Origin of the sequence: Rhodococcus jostii RHA1, from assembly GCF_000014565.1 — a bacterium.
GTDB lineage: Bacteria > Actinomycetota > Actinomycetes > Mycobacteriales > Mycobacteriaceae > Rhodococcus_F > Rhodococcus_F jostii_A.
In genome coordinates this window covers 925,031-940,245 of sequence record NC_008268.1, presented here as the reverse complement: position 1 = coordinate 940,245, position 15,215 = coordinate 925,031, and the positions used below count along the sequence as shown (strand labels likewise).

Here is a 15,215-nt window from a genome sequence, read left to right as displayed (position 1 = left end):
GTCTCGTACCGTAGCTGCAACCCGGCGTCGCCCCCGAAGATGCTGGTGCCCCCCGGGACCGGTCACCACAGGTGCAGAGTAGTGGGGTATCGCGGGGCAGGGGTCCTGCCACGCCGGATTCTGCCGGAGGTCGCCCTCCCCGGTACCGTGGCGCCGGTGAATTACGAACGCGACATGGGAAATTGGCGTCAGAGCGGCACATTCGACCTCGGGACCGGTGAGTGATGGGCGAGGCGATGTCCTGGCTCCAGGCGATTGTCCTCGGTACGGTCCAGGGATTGACCGAGTTCCTGCCGATCTCCTCGTCCGGCCATCTCCGGATCGTGTCGGAGGTCTTCTTCGGTGACGACGCCGGTGCGTCCTTCACCGCCGTCACCCAGCTCGGCACCGAAGCCGCGGTGCTCATCTACTTCGCCCGCGACATCGGACGGATCATCGCCGGGTGGTTCCGGGGACTGTTCCACCCCGAGCATCGCGGTGACCTCGATTACCGGATGGGCTGGTATGTGATCATCGGCACGATCCCGGTGGGTGTCCTCGGTTTCCTCTTCAAGGACCAGATCCGCACGGGCGCCCGCAACCTGTGGCTGATCGCCACCATGCTGATCGTGTTCGCGTTGGTCATCGCGGCGGCCGAGTACTACGGGCGGAAGGTGCGTCCCGTCGAGGACCTGCGCGCCAAGGACGGCATCATCATGGGTTCGGCGCAGGCGCTCGCCCTGATCCCGGGCGTATCCCGGTCGGGCGGCACGATCAGTGCCGGACTCTTCCTCGGACTCACCCGCGAAGCCGCCGCGCGCTATTCGTTCCTCCTCGCCATCCCCGCGGTCGTCGCGTCCGGGCTGTTCAGCCTGCCCGACGCATTCGAACCGGCCGGTGAAGGCCTCAACGCGAGCGGCCCGCAGCTCCTCGTCGCCACTGTCATCGCGTTCGCCATCGGCTACGCGTCGATCGCGTGGCTGCTGCGGTTCGTCGTCGACCACTCGATGTACTGGTTCGTCGGCTACCGCATCATCCTCGGCGTGGTCGTCCTGTCGCTTCTCGCGACCGGCGTCGTGTCGGCCACCTGAGATCGGGCGGCCGGGGAGTGCACGACACTAGGCTGGGCCAATGACAGTTGTGCTGCTGCGCCACGGGCGGTCGACCTCGAACACCGCACACACGCTTGCCGGCCGGTCACCGGGAGTCGAACTCGACGACCGCGGCCGCGAGCAGGCGCAGGCCATCGTGTCCCGGCTCGCGGACGTTGCGATCGAGGAGATCGTGCACTCGCCGCTCGTGCGGTGCGAGCAGACCGTGGAGCCGCTCGCCCGGGCCCGGGGCCTGACCCCGGTGGTGGAACATCGGCTGGTCGAGGTCGACTACGGCGAGTGGACCGGTCGTGAGCTGAAGGTCCTGCTCGAGGAGCCGCTGTGGAAGATCGTGCAGCAGCACGCGTCCGCCGCAGTGTTCCCGGGAGGAGAAGGGCTGGCGCAGGTCCAGGCCCGGGCCGTCGCCGCGGTCCGGGAGCACGATGCGCGGCTCGCCGAACTGCACGGCCGAGACGTCGTGTGGGTGGCGTGCTCACACGGCGACGTCATCAAGTCGGTCCTCGCCGACGCCCTCGGCGCGCACCTCGACGGATTCCAGCGGATCGTCGCCGAGCCGGCCTCGATCAGCGTCGTCCGGTACACCTCCACCCGTCCGTACGTGCTGAAGATGAACGACACCGGAGCCGATCTGTCCGGAGTCAACACGCCACCCGTCTCCGGAGACGGGGCCCGCGCCGAAGTATCCGGATCGGTGCCCGGCGGGGAGGTCCGGCTGTGAGTATTAGGCGGACCCCGCCGGTGACGATTAGGCGGACCCCGCCGGTGACGATTAGGCGGACCCCGCCGGTGACGATTAGGCGGACCCCGCCGGTGACGATTAGGCGGACCCCGCCGGTGACGATTAGGCGGACCCCGCCGGTGACGATTAGGCGGACCCCGCCGGTGACGATTGACGGATAATGAACGCAACATGCTGCGAGGAACAGTCCGAGACGGAACAACGAGTGGGCAGCGCCGCAGTAGGGCCCGGCTCCAGCTGAAGGAGGTGCAATGTCACGCGCAATTCACGTATTCCGCACTCCTGACCGATTCATTGCCGGGACGGTGGGTGAGCCCGGCGACAGGTCGTTCTACCTCCAGGCCGTACACGAGGCGCGAGTGATCAGCGTCCTGCTGGAGAAACAGCAGGTGCAGGTACTGGCCGACCGGATGGGGCTCCTCCTCGAGGAAGTGCACCGCCGGTTCGGGACGGAGGTTCCCCCGGAGGGGGCCGAACTCGACGACGCGAGCCCCCTCGTCACCCCGATCGACGCCGAGTTCCGGGTCGGCACGATGGGCCTGGGCTGGGACGCGGACGCCGGAGCCGTCGTGGTGGAACTGCTCGCCGTCAGTGAGACGGAGTTCGACGAGTCCGTCGTTCTCGACGACTCCGAGGACGGACCGGACGCCGTGCGCGTCTTCCTCACCCCGTTGCAGGCGCGGGACTTCTCGTTGCGCTCCGAACGGGTCATCGCCGCCGGGCGCGCGCCGTGCCCACTGTGCGGTGAGCCACTGGCCCCGGAAGGGCACATCTGCATCCGGACCAACGGGTACCGCCGCGGCCAGAGCTTCGGCCTCACCCCGGAGATGGACGAGGAGGACTGACGGGTGCCTGCCGAGGAGTCCGATCCTCTGGAGTCCGGCGAGCTGACCCTCATCGGCCAGATCACCCACGCCAGTAACGCCACCCTCGTGTGCGACGCAGTCGAGGGTGAGAACACCGTCCGCTGCGTGTACAAGCCCGTCCGCGGGGAGCGTCCATTGTGGGACTTCCCGGACGGCACGCTCGCCGGACGTGAATACGCGTCGTATCTCGTGTCCGAACAGCTCGGGTGGGGTGTGATTCCCCGCACTCTCCTGCGGGACGGTCCGTTCGGCCCGGGCATGGTGCAGCGGTGGGTCGACACCCCCGACCGGCACGCCGACGACACCGGCGGTCTCGACCTGGTCGACATCTGCGCTCCCGACGCCGTCCCGGAGGGGTGGTTCGAGATCCTGCGCGCCACCGACATGGACGGCGAACCGGTCGCGCTCATCCACGCCGACGACCCGCGGCTGCAGCGGATGGCGGTCCTCGACGTGCTGATCAACAACGCCGACCGCAAGGGCGGCCACGCACTCGAGGGGCTCGACGGTTCCGTTTACGGCGTCGACCACGGCATCTGCCTGCACACGGAGAACAAGCTGCGGACCGTGTTGTGGGGGTGGGCCGGGACGGAGGTGCCGGGCGCCCTCGTCGTCGACATCGCGGAACTGATCTCCTCGCTCGAGGGCGACTTCGGTGCGCGACTGGGCGAGCACATCACGTCCGGCGAGGTCGCCGCGCTGTACGAGCGTTCCGTGGACCTCCTCGCGGCGCCGGTGATGCCCCGGCCGAACGGTCACCGGCCGATTCCGTGGCCCGCGTTCTGACGGAGCCGTTCGGCGCCCGTGGGGGCGGCGGCTCCCTCCGAGGCGGAAATGCGGGTCCACTAGGCTCGCTCTCATGCAGTCTTGGTCCGAAACCGCTGTCCCGTCCGTTCCAGGCCAGGGGCCTCCGCTGCGGTTGTTCGACACCGCTGACCGGCAGGTACGTCCCGTCACTCCCGGACGCACGGCCACGATGTACGTGTGCGGTATCACCCCCTACGACGCCACCCACCTCGGTCACGCGGCCACGTACCTGACGTTCGATCTGGTGAACCGGATCTGGCGTGACGCCGGGCACGACGTGCACTACGTCCAGAACGTCACCGACGTCGACGACCCGCTGTTCGAGCGCGCCAACCGCGACGGCGAGGACTGGGTGGTCCTCGGCATGCGCGAGACGGCGCTGTTCCGCGAAGACATGGAAGCCCTGCGGGTGCTGCCCCCGCGCGACTACATCGGCGCGGTGGAGTCGATCGGCGAAGTGATCGAGATGGTCGAGAAGTTCGTCGCGTCCGGCGCCGCCTACGTCGTCGACGACCCCGAATTCCCCGACGTGTACTTCCGTGCCAACGCGACCGAGCAGTTCGGGTACGAGTCCGGCTACGACCGCGAGACGATGGACAAGTTCTTCGCCGAGCGCGGCGGCGACCCCGACCGCCCCGGCAAGGAGGATCCCCTCGACGCCCTGGTGTGGCGTGCGGTCCGCCCGGGCGAGCCGTCATGGCCGTCTCCGTTCGGTCCCGGGCGTCCCGGCTGGCACATCGAGTGTTCGGCCATCGCCCTCAACCGCATCGGTTCGGGTTTCGACGTGCAGGGCGGCGGCAGCGACCTGATCTTCCCGCACCACGAGTACTCCGCGGCGCACGCCGAGTCGGCCACGGGCGACCGTCGCTTCGCCCGCCACTACGTGCACACCGGCATGATCGGTCTCGACGGCGAGAAGATGTCGAAGAGCCGCGGCAACCTCGTGTTCGTGTCGAAGCTGCGCGGCGAGGGAGTCGACCCGGCCGCCATCCGCCTCGGACTGCTGTCCGGGCACTACCGGCAGGACCGCCCCTGGACCGAGCAGCTTCTCGCCGACGCCCACACCCGGCTGCAGCTGTGGAAGGACGCCGCCGCACTCGAGTCGGCGCCGTCTGCCACCGACACGATCGCCCGGCTGCGCCAGCATCTCGCGGACGATCTCGACACCCCGAAGGCGCTCGACGCCCTCGACGGCTGGGCCCGTCGCGCCCTCGACCACGGTGGCTCCGACACGAACGCGCCGAGCGAATTCGCCGCCGCCGTGGACGCCCTCCTCGGTGTGCGCCTCCGGCGCCCGTGAGTACTTGTTAACCGCCCGGGGGCTGTTTCAAATTTCCGGGTCGGGGTGTCCGCGTGCCGCGGCGCCCCGACCTGATGTTTCTTGGATAATGTGTTGGTGGCCAAGGGGTATCGACCGGTGAATCGTGATCAGCAGTTTTTGTTGCCGCCGGACATGCGGGAGTGGGTGCCGCCCACGCATCCGGTGTGGACGGTGATCGAGATCGTCGACACCCATCTCGACACCAGCGCCTTTCACGGCTCTCGCCGCACCGGGGGTGCCGGGCGCGCCGGGTACGACCCGGACATGCTGGTGACCCTGCTGATCTGGGCGTGGTCGCGGGGGGTGCGGTCGTCGCGGCAGATCGAGCGGGCCTGCTCGGAGGTGGTGTCCTACCGGGTGATCTGCGCCGGCGACACCCCCGATCACGTGACGATCTCACGGTTCCGCAAGGACAACCACACCGCCTGCGAGGCCCTGTTCACGCAGGTCCTGATCCTGGCCGCACGGTTGGGTCTGGGCCGACTCGAGACGATCGCGTTGGACGGGGTGAAGATCGCCTCGAACGCATCGAAGGACGCCAACCGCACCGAGGACGGGCTGCGCCGGGCAGCCGAGGCCGAGGCCGCGCGGATCGCCGCCGCCGCGGTGGCCGCGCACGCCGCCACCGATGACGCCGAGGACGACCTCTACGGCGAGGACGATTCGGGCCCGGGACAGGTGCCGGCGGAGTTGGCCGATCCCAGCACCCGCTCGGCCCGGATCGCCGAGGCATTGGCCCAGCTCGACGCGGAGAAGGACGCCGAACAGTGCGAGCGGGAGGGGAAAGCACAGGACTATCTGGCCCGGCTCGACGCGGGCCAGACGGTGATGGGCCGGGTGCCGGTCGGGGCCGAGGTCGCCGCCGCCGAGCGGCGTCTGGCCGAGGCGGTCGCCGCCCAGCAGGCGGTGATCGAGCGGTTCCGGGGGCGCACCGCGGCCGGGGGCGGGGGCGGGTTCGTTCCGAAGCCGGTCGACGAGCACCACCTGGTGCGGCGTCGGCGCACCGAACTCGACACCGCCCTGCGCAAGCAGGGTGAGCGCGCCGCTGCCGCCGGGCAGCGGCGCCGCAACACCACCGACCCCGACTCGCGGTTGCAGCCGCTGCGCGGCGGCGGCTGGGTGCAGGGCTACAACTGCCAGGCCTTCACCAGCGAGGACGGGTTGATCCTGGCCACCGGGGTCGGGACCGGCCCGGCGGACTACGACTATTTCCCCGAGATGGTCGACAAGGCCGGGGCGGCCGCGCACCTGATCGACGCCACCCGACGTGGGAAGGAACCGACCGGCACGAGCCCGGAGGAGCTGATCGGGGTGATGCTCTTCGACGCCGGCTACTGCTCCCGCGAGAACCTCACCGCGCCGGGCCCGGACCGGTTGATCGCCACCGGCAAATCCCGTCACCTCGAGGCCGCCGCCACCGCTGATCCGGTCACCGGACCGCCACCGCCGCAAGCGGATCCGATCCAGGCCATGACCCGCCGGCTGCGCACCGAGGCCGGTATCGCCACCTACCGCAAACGCTCACCCATCGCCGAAACCGTGTTCGGGCACGCCAAACACAACCTCGGATTCCGCCGCTTCACCAGCCGCGGCCTCGACCGCGCCCGCAGCGAATGGGCGTTCCACGCCACCGTGCACAACCTGGGCAAGATCCTCACCCACCTGACCGGAGGCACCCCGCTCCCGGCCACCCCCTGACCCGGCGGGGGCCACCCCGCACCGGCACCCACCGCGGCACGAGACACCCGCACCCGGACCGCCCTCACTCAATTCCGCAACAGCCCCCCCGCGGTTAACAAGTACTCACGGGTCAGGCGAACTCGAGGGCACCCTCCGCGGGCGTCGGGACGCGCCTGCGGAGGGGCGAACCGAGCGCCTGCGCCAGGTCGGTGCCGTCGTGTTCGGCGAGTAGTTCGCCATCCGACCACACGAGCAGCGTGGCGCTGACGCTCTGCTCGGCTGTCGAGTGCGCCAGATCGTAGTGCGCACACCCCGGCACGCCGCCGTACGTGATCCACAGGTCGAACCCGGTCATGAACAGGTCGAGGTCGAATTGCACGCTGAGGCCGAGCAGTTCGGCCCGGCCGTTGTCGTCGACGCCGGCGAACGCTTCGTCCAGCGCCAGCAGTCGCGGCGCATGGGGGTCGGCGGAATCGAGCATGACGTGCGCTGCGGCGAACAGCGGCAGGTGCAGCGAGACGGACTGCTCGCCGCCGGAGAGCGCGCTGTGCCGGGCGACGGTCAGCCGGTCTTCGTTGCCGTTGCCGCTGATCAGGGTGAACGAGAACACCCGCCACCGCCGGTAGTCGAGGGCGGACGCCAGGATCTCCGGGTACGAACGCTCCGGGTGGGCGGCGCGGGCAGTCCTGATCTGGTGGGCGAAGTGGGCGCGCATCGTGGCGAGCTCGTCCGGCCCCAGCGCCGAGATGTCGCGCTCGAGAAGTTTGGAGATCGCCTTCGCGCTGTCGTCGAGGTTGTCGGCGAGCACCCAGTGGACGCCGATGGTGTTGCCGGACGACATCCGGCGCTCCCGCATCTCGGTGCCCATCCGGGCGATGAGTTCGCGTGCGTCGACGGTCCGTTCGTGGATCTGCTGTGCGAGACCCGTGAGCAGCGCGTCCTCCAGGATGCGACGCTCGGATTCGGTGAGCAGCAATTCCTGATCGGAGCGAGCGGACGCGATGCGGGCGGCGAACTCGCCGATCGACGAGTACCCCTCGTCGTCCTGCACCTGCACCACGGTCACGCCGTCCGGGGCGTCCCACTGCAACCGGTAGTCCTGGCCGGCGGCCGCCAATTGTGCGTCGAAGTCCTGCAGCGCGGTGGTGAGCGCGGTGCGCGTCGACTTGCGCGCCGAGTCGCTGACCCGCACCGATTCGGTGGCGCCGTCCAGTGCGCGGAACAGGGCATCCACTTCGGGCGGCAGGATCTGGGTGTCGTCGTCGGCGTTCTGGATCCGATACACCAGCTGTTCGGCACTCATCCACGCCGCCGAGCTCGCCGGCCAGGTGTGGCCGCCGTCGACGCCGAGGAGTTCGAGTAGGTCGCGCCGGGCATACGGCGCGAGGCGGGCGGCGTCGGCGTGCGTTTCGGTGAGCGCCAGCCGGAGCGTCTGGACGGCGGTGTTGTACGCGCCCTCGGCTTTACCGATGGCCTCACCCGCGTCCTTGTCCGCCTTGCGGGCGTCGCGCTGCTCCTTCTTGCACGCCTCGATCCGCGCGTGCGCCTCCTCGAGTTGGCGGTCCAACTGCTCGGCCCCCGATCCCAGCGTGTCGCGCAGCGTCTCGAGGCGTTGGACCTGTTGCGCGAGAACCTCTTCGGCGATGGCAGCTTCTTCCGCGAACTCCTCCGCGCTGCCGCGCGCCTCGTGCAGTCGGTCCTCGGACTCGCGGGTGTGCTCCATCTCCTTGGCGTGTTCGCGCCTGCACCGTTGCACCATCTCGCCCTGCTTCTCGAAATGCCGGACGGCCGCGGCGAGCGAGTCGATCTCGCGGGCGACGTGGGGAGTCCGGTGCGTGGACGCAGTGGCCCGGAGCTGCTTCTCCTTCGCGGACAGGTCGGCGATGGCCTGGTCGAGTTCGCGACCGACCGCTGTCGCCGTGTCGGAGCGGCTGCGGAGTGCGCCTGCGGATTCGGTGACCTTCTTCAGCGCCGTGAGGATCGATCCGGTGCGGGGCAGGGCCTGCGCCGCCGCGGTGGTCCGCGACAGCAGCGCCGCCGCCGCATCCGCGGACGCCCGGGCTTCGTCGAGGGTCGCCCGGGTTTCCTCGAGGATCCTGTCGAGTTCGGCGATACGGACGGCGCGCCTGCGGGCCCGTGCGGTGGTTCCGATGTACTCCGCGTCCGATTTCGTGTGGCGTCCCCGCTGGATTCCCTGCCGGTACGCACCATCTTCGGCGACACCGACCGGACCTTCGGACAGGTCGAGGGATTCGAGGGCGATGGATTCGAGGATCCCGCGCACGCGATCGTTGGGAACGCCCGTGTCCTGTTCGACCTCGAGAACGTCCGCGAGGGTCGTGCCGGTGGGCCGATCCCCGGCCGGAAGGGCCACGAGGAACTGTTCGGATTCGACATCGGGGAGTGCGTCGTCGACGGGCACCCAGCCGTCGAGGAGATTCGCGGCCTGCAGTGCGGCCTCGATTCCTGCCGCCGCGGCAGCGTCGACACTGTCGGCGAAGCGGACCAGACGCCACAGCGGTGCACCGGTCAGCCGGGACCGGGCGTCCTGCCGGGCGGTCGAGAGCGGCGGGGCGTCGTCGTGCTCGGATTCGATGGCCGCGCGAGCGGATTCGTGTGCGGCGATCACCTCCTCGGCGGCGGCGGCGTCGCGGTCGTACTGCTGACGACGCAACCGGAGCGCGTCGACGGCGTCCGTCGTCTGTTCGGTCAGCGTCTCCGACAGGGTGGCGGTGTCGTCGTCGCCGATCCGGCCGAGGGCGGCGTCCAGGACGTCGAACAGTGAAGCGGGCGCGTCGATCTCGGCGTAGAGGGCCGACTGTTCCGTCCACCAGGATCGGAGTTCGCCGGCGCAGCGGCTGCGGGCCGATTCGACCGCGGTCTCGGCCTCGAGAACGGCGACCGTCGCGGTGTCGAGTTGCTCCTGGCCTCGGCGTGCCGCCTCGTCGGCCCTGGTCCGTTCGGTGACCGCCCTCTCGACGGTGGCGAGTGCGGCCCGGACCGCGCGGATGTCGCCGTCGCGTTCTTCGGTGTGCCCGCGCAGCGCCGCGGTCAGCTGGTCGGTGCGCGCGTTCTCGGGGAGTGCGGTCCAGGTGATTCCCGCGTCCTCGGCGGCGAGGTGAAGCTCGTCTTCGGCATGGGTGAGCGCCTCGACGGCGCGGGCGACGGCGTCACCGGCCTTGTCGTGCTCCTCGGATCGCTGTTCGAGGGTCACCTTCGCCTTGCGTGCCTTCTCGGCCTGCAGTTCGGTCGACTTCTCGAGCGTCGAGACGGCCTGCGCGAGGTCGTCGAGTTGTGTCCGCCCTTCGTACGCCGTCGACCGCTTCAGTGCGTCCAGGGTGGCATTGGCCTGGTCGAGTGCGCGTTCGGCGGCGGTGAAGCGTTCTTCGGCGGCCGCTCGGCTCTCCTGGCTGCGCGCCCGGTCCGCTGCCGCCCCATGGAGAGCGGCGATACCGGATCGGACGGCCTCCAGACGGGTCGCGAGGTGGTCGACGTCCGTACGCGCCTGCTGGCGAAGGTATTTCGCGTACACGCCGACGAAGCTCTGTGCCGCCTGGTCCGCCGCGGCCAGCCCCTCGAGCGCCCGGCCGACCTCCTCCATGTCGCTGAACGAGCGTGCCGCCTCGAGGACCAGTTGCTCGTCGAGCGGTCGCAGACCGTCGGTGAGTGCCTGCGACAGTCCCTTGGGGTCGAGGTTCTTCGCGAGCTGGGGCCGCCGGAGCGTGAGGATGAGGTTGATCAGCTGGTCGTAGCGCTGGACGCCGAGCCCGAACATCCGGGCGTCGATGGCGGCGCGGTAGTCGAGCGGCCGGTCGGTGATGGAGTCGGTGCCGATCTGTTCGCCCAGTTGCTTTTTCGTGAGCGGACGGTCGTCGCTGCCGAGTAGGGAGAAGTCGACGCCGACGCGACCGTCGGCAACGAAGTACCAGCGTGTGACCTTGTCGTTGGTGCGGGTGGCGCGCATGCCGATGCCCACGGTGACGGCCTCGGGGTCGTCCTTCGCGCCGCGGCAGAACTCCATCCAGACGTACGAGTACGCGCTCTCCTGCCCGCGGTACAGCAGGTTCGACTTCATGGTGCGTTCCTCGCCGGCGAACGGATTGAGCCGCCGGGGTTCGATCCGGCCGTCGAAGACGAACGGGAACAGCACTTCGAGGGCCTTCGTCTTGCCGGAACCGTTGGGACCGCGGAGAACGAGGCGACCGTCGGCGAAGGAGAACTCCTGATCGCGGTAGTCCCAGAGGTTGATGATCCCGGCGCGGGTGGGCCGGAAACGCGCACTCGTCATGCTGTGACTTCCTCGCTGTCGTTCGCTGAGCTCTGGAACAGGTCGATCTCGGGTGTGCGGTCGCGGATCGTGACCACCACACCCCGGTAGCGGGCGAGTGCCGGGAGTGCGAGCACGCCACCCGGCACGGCCGCGGTGAGGCGTAACCGCTCGAGCAGCGCCAGCGCCGCGCGTCCCAGACCGTCCGGGTCTGCCTGCCAGCCGGCGGCGAACGTGCGCCCGAACCGTTCGGTCAGTGTCCGGACGGTGCCGGCGATCCAGTCGTCCTCGATGACCGGGAACAGCCGGTCTTCGGGGGCGGGGTCTGCGGGTTCGAATCCGTCGTGGCCGGCGAGGCTGTCGAAGATCCCGGACTGGGGAATGGCGCTGTCGACCTGTTCGATCAGGTCGTCGAACCGGGCCCGCGGCAGCGGCATCCGGGCCGTCTCCGGAGCGTCCGGATCCAGTACGCGATCGGCGATCTCGCCGGCGAGCAGGAGCGCGACCTGCGCGACCGTTCCCGTCCCGGGGAACCGGACGTCGGACAGACGTCCGGAGGAGTCGATCATCGCGACACCCTCCTCACGCCGCTCCGCGACCAGTCCGGTGAGCAACTCGACATCGGCTGCGGTGCGGGGGAGTGCGAGTTGCATCAGCTCGTCATCGTCGAGGTCGGCGGCGTAGACCACGGGCCGTTCGACGAGAGCACGCCGGACCTGCCGCGCGGTCTCCTTCACGTCGACCGGCCGGGCGGTCCCGAACTCGGAGGTGTCGTCCTCGGTCACCGCGTCCGCACCGGCGAGCAGTCCGCGGATGGACCGGAGGTGCTGCAGTGCGCGCGGCGGCCGGAACAGGGCGATGACGACGGACCTGTCGATGTCGTAGAGCGCCTCTCCCGCATCGGGATTGGCGGCCCAGCCGCCCGCGTCGCCGTCGGCGAGGGCGATCGCGCCGCGGGCGGCGAGCCAGCCGACGGCGTCGACGAACGCATCCCGGTCGGACGCGCGTTCCGTGGACAGGTCCACACCGTCGACCTGGGCGGCGTCGGCGGCCACGTGATCGGCGAGCTCGGACAGGGTGATCTGGTTTCCGGCGCGGCCGAGCGCGGCCAACGCCAACGCGAGGTAGGCGTAGCGGTACCGGTCGAACGTGCGGTCGGTGGCCGTCTTGGCCGGGGTCCCGGCGTCGAGTCGGTCGCTCACCGTGAACAGCCGGGCGGTCGTCTCCGTGACTTCGAGTCGGTACCCGAAGAGCGTCATCAGATCGTCGCGTAATTCGGTGGCCCACCGGCGGAGCAGGGGGAGTGCGATGCGATCCGGATAGGTCTGTGTCACCAGGTGATTCGACAGAATGACGCGGGCGGCGCGCTGATACGAATCGAGGGCGAGCGGCGAGATCTCCCGTGCCTTCACCGAACGCTCACCTGCAGTCCGTCGAGGTGCAGACGTCCTCGGGCGGTGCGCACCACCGTCGATTCGCTGTGCGGGCTGAGGGTGAGCTTCACGCCGTTCTCCGATCCTGTGCTGCTCTTCACACGGCCGCTGACCGGAACCCGCGCCGTCAGCGCGGCGTTGAGCAGACTCAGCAGCACGTCGGTTTCGGCCTCGTCGAGTTCCCGCTCGTAGACCCCGCCCCGGGCCAGCGACTGGGCGGCGGCGGCGCGAAGTCGTTGCGCGGTCAGCTGTTCCTCCCGCAGGCGGCGCACGCTGCCCTCGTTGCGGTGCACCCGTGCGGGCAGGCCTGGAGACGGGGGACGTCCCGTCTCGGCGAGCGTGCGGGAGATCTCCACGGGCTGGGCCTCCCACCACGACCGCGTGTCGGGAATGATGTCGGCGTCCGGATGCACCATCGACAGGTGGCGCGGACGCCCGAGGTCGAACACGGCCTGGAACAGTGCATGCGCGGCGTCCTCGGTCGGAGTGGCGGCGAACCAGCCTGCGAGGTGGCGTAATTGGCTCTCCCTGCTGACACCGCCCTTGCGGGTCTCGGTGACGCGGCGCAGCAGCGACAGGACGGCGGCGATGGCGCTCATCGTGCCCTCGCGGAGGCGTTCCGACTCGCTGAGACCGGCCTCGCTCCCGACGAACCAATGCGTCAATCCCGCCCACCGCGCGCGCCAATCGGCTTCGCGCTCTTCGATGCAGAGGAACACCCGCTCGTCGCTGGCGGCGGCCCGCGCCACCATCGTCTCGACGCCGGTGTCTTCCACGAGCGCGATGGCCGCCGCGAGTTTCGGTGCATAGCGCGAGAGGTCGGAGCTGAACTCGCGCATGTGCGTGAGGAGAGCGTCCTTGTGGGACATGAACGTCTCGGGCGTGATCTCCGTGGTGCGGACGAGGTCGCCGAGGGTCAGGTAGAACTGGGCGGCGCGTCCGGCCATGTCCGACAGCGTCGCGTCGAGACGGTTGAGTTTCCGGTACACGAGGTCGTTGTCGGCCGCGCGGTTGGCGGCGGCCAGGTCGTTCATGTCGGCGAGGAGGTCGGGCAGCGCCAGCCGGGACAGCGACGCGTCGTCGAGTCGGGCCGCCAGCGCGTCCTCGACGGCTCGGAACACCTGGTAGCCGGCCTGGCTGAACTGATAGACGAAGTGCCGGTTCCGGTATTCGGCCAGCGTCGCGGCGCGGGTTCCGTCGTAGCTGCGTTCGAGCACTTCCCAGACGTGCAGTTGCTCGAGCAGGGGGGTGACGTCGCCGGCGCCGAGTTGTCCGGCCGGATCGCCGACCGCGAGACCGTCCAGAATGCGGGCGACGTCGCCGGCGTGGAGCAGGACGACGTAGTTGGCGCGGGCGTGGTCGAAGGCCCGCAGCACCCACAGGTACTCCGCGCGCTTCTCCGCCGTGGTGAAGGCGAACAGTTTCAACCGGTCGTCCCGGAGTGGGGGAGCAACCGCCGGGCGCGCTGCGCGCAGCCCCGAGGGGGACCGACCGGGATCGCTGCCTGATTCACTCACCGTGACAGGTTATGCGGTCGCCCAGCCGTCGAGCGAACGCCGTGCCGACGTGCACCACCACCGGTGCAATCTGAATCGGAACCTGACGGAACTCCATAATTTACCGAATTCAGGTGCTCGGTCGCGTACCAACCACCCCGCGTCACCGATGTTCCATCGTCGCGATTCGACTGCCTCACCCCACCGCTGCACCGATGCCGGGAGGCAGGCATTCAGAGGACGAACAGCACGAAGACGATCGCCACCAGCACGAGAGCCAGTCCGACTGCTGCGGCGACCAGCCAGGACGCCCGGGACGTCGAGTCGGCGGTGGATTCGTCGCCGGACTGCGCGACCGCGCGAGGTTCCGGCGGTGTCGCAACCGCCGTTCCGCCCGACACCCGGGCAGGGGAGGCGCCCACCGCCGCGGCCGACGCGGGGTTGTGCGTGCGCGTCGCCGGCCGGCTCGCGGTTGTCGAGGTCGAGGGCACCGGCTCGCCCACTACGGCGTCGATCACCTCGGTGACGTCGTACGACGGCGGCAGCCCGATCGGGGTGACCCTGTGAGTGGTCGGGTTGAATCCAGCGGCGCGGATGGCGGCACCGAGCGCTGCGGTCTGCTCGGGACCCGGGCCGACGACACAGCGCACACCGAACTTCTCACCGACGGTGTTCGCGAACCCGTGAATGGCCGCGGAGTCCCGCGCGATCAGGCCGTCGCCCGTGACGACCACGGCATCGAGGTTGCTGGGCAGCCAGCCGAACGCCCCGAGCGCGGTGGCGATCTGGGCCGTGGGAGAACCCCCCGAGGAGAAGCGAAACGCCTTGCCTGCCTCGACGCCCGAGCGGATCAGCGCGACGGTCGCGCCCGTGTCGTCGACGTGATAGATGCCGACCAGCTGCCCGGGACGCTCCGCGATCTCGGATTCGAACCAGGCTGCGGCGGCTTCGGCGTCCGAGACGAGGGACAGGTAGGACATGTCGGCGTAGTCCAGGGCGTCGCGGAGCGCCGCGACGGCGGCCGAGTCCCAGCGGGTGGGGTAGGCGGCCATGATGTCGGGGGCGCCGCCGGTCCGGCCGCCGTGGTCGGGGAGAGGTTCGCACTCCCGGAGCAGGCACCGCATCGCACCCGCGACCAGGTCTTCGGCGCGGTACCGCGATCCGTCGCCGACCGCGACACCGGCCGGGTCGCCGACGCGGGGAAGGAACCCCGACACGGTGTGGATGTCGCCGATCGTGTGTGGCGACGACCCGCCGAGAATTGCGGTGCCGTCCGGGCACATGTGCAGGACGGTGTCCCGGACGATGACGACCGGATCCGGGGATCCTGGATCGTTCGACGCCACCACCGCGGTGGACACGACACTGCCGATCCTGAGCCCGACTCCCATGGACATGCAAGTACCCCTATTCGTTTTGCGAACGGATCGCGACTTCCGTCAGGCCCGTTCCGACTCACTCGGTGAGGCCACAAGATGTACATCCTGCTACCCGAGCACGCTTGTGCGCGCCATC

10 protein-coding genes are annotated in these 15,215 nt (G+C 69.8%); 6 read left to right on the top strand and 4 right to left on the bottom strand.

Features of this window, described 5'->3' with window-relative positions; genetic code table 11:
* Positions 1 to 224: 224 nt before the first annotated feature.
* The 6 genes from RHA1_RS04210 to RHA1_RS04185 all read left to right on the top strand — a co-directional run bounded on the left by RHA1_RS04210 (position 225) and on the right by RHA1_RS04185 (position 6,522).
* A complete protein-coding gene (locus tag RHA1_RS04210) occupies positions 225 to 1,070 on the top strand; it encodes an undecaprenyl-diphosphate phosphatase (RefSeq protein ID WP_009473554.1) in 846 nt (281 codons plus the stop codon).
* A gap of 40 nt (positions 1,071 to 1,110) precedes the next feature.
* A complete protein-coding gene (locus RHA1_RS04205; protein WP_011594100.1) occupies positions 1,111 to 1,809 on the top strand; it encodes a histidine phosphatase family protein in 699 nt (232 codons plus the stop codon).
* Between the two features lie 272 nt (positions 1,810 to 2,081).
* Positions 2,082 to 2,675, top strand: a complete 594-nt coding sequence (locus tag RHA1_RS04200; protein ID WP_005243068.1) for an Rv2134c family protein — start codon at positions 2,082 to 2,084, stop codon at positions 2,673 to 2,675.
* A 3-nt stretch (positions 2,676 to 2,678) separates the two neighbouring features.
* A complete protein-coding gene (locus RHA1_RS04195; protein WP_011594099.1) occupies positions 2,679 to 3,482 on the top strand; it encodes an Rv2133c family protein in 804 nt (267 codons plus the stop codon).
* 73 nt (positions 3,483 to 3,555) lie between these two features.
* Positions 3,556 to 4,803: a cysteine--1-D-myo-inosityl 2-amino-2-deoxy-alpha-D-glucopyranoside ligase gene (gene mshC, locus RHA1_RS04190; protein WP_011594098.1), complete on the top strand. Its 1,248-nt coding sequence runs from the start codon at positions 3,556 to 3,558 to the stop codon at positions 4,801 to 4,803.
* 90 nt (positions 4,804 to 4,893) lie between these two features.
* On the top strand, positions 4,894 to 6,522 hold the full coding sequence (locus RHA1_RS04185) for a transposase (RefSeq protein WP_423816273.1): 1,629 nt from the start codon (positions 4,894 to 4,896) through the stop codon (positions 6,520 to 6,522).
* A gap of 112 nt (positions 6,523 to 6,634) precedes the next feature.
* On the opposite strand, the gene RHA1_RS04180 is transcribed toward RHA1_RS04185, so the two are convergent.
* The 4 genes from RHA1_RS04180 to RHA1_RS04165 all read right to left on the bottom strand — a co-directional run bounded on the left by RHA1_RS04180 (position 6,635) and on the right by RHA1_RS04165 (position 15,097).
* Positions 6,635 to 10,792 (bottom strand): TIGR02680 family protein, encoded by a 4,158-nt coding sequence (locus RHA1_RS04180; RefSeq protein WP_011594096.1) that lies wholly within the window; start codon positions 10,790 to 10,792, stop codon positions 6,635 to 6,637.
* Entirely contained in the window at positions 10,789 to 12,183 is a 1,395-nt protein-coding gene (locus RHA1_RS04175; protein WP_011594095.1) for a TIGR02678 family protein, read from the bottom strand. The genes RHA1_RS04180 and RHA1_RS04175 overlap by 4 nt, the downstream gene beginning before the upstream one ends.
* Positions 12,180 to 13,631, bottom strand: coding sequence for a TIGR02677 family protein (locus tag RHA1_RS04170; RefSeq protein ID WP_011594094.1), 1,452 nt, complete (start codon positions 13,629 to 13,631; stop codon positions 12,180 to 12,182). The genes RHA1_RS04175 and RHA1_RS04170 overlap by 4 nt, the downstream gene beginning before the upstream one ends.
* Before the next feature lie 302 nt (positions 13,632 to 13,933).
* Positions 13,934 to 15,097, bottom strand: a complete 1,164-nt coding sequence (locus tag RHA1_RS04165; protein WP_011594093.1) for a hypothetical protein — start codon at positions 15,095 to 15,097, stop codon at positions 13,934 to 13,936.
* Between the last annotated feature and the right edge of the window lie 118 nt (positions 15,098 to 15,215).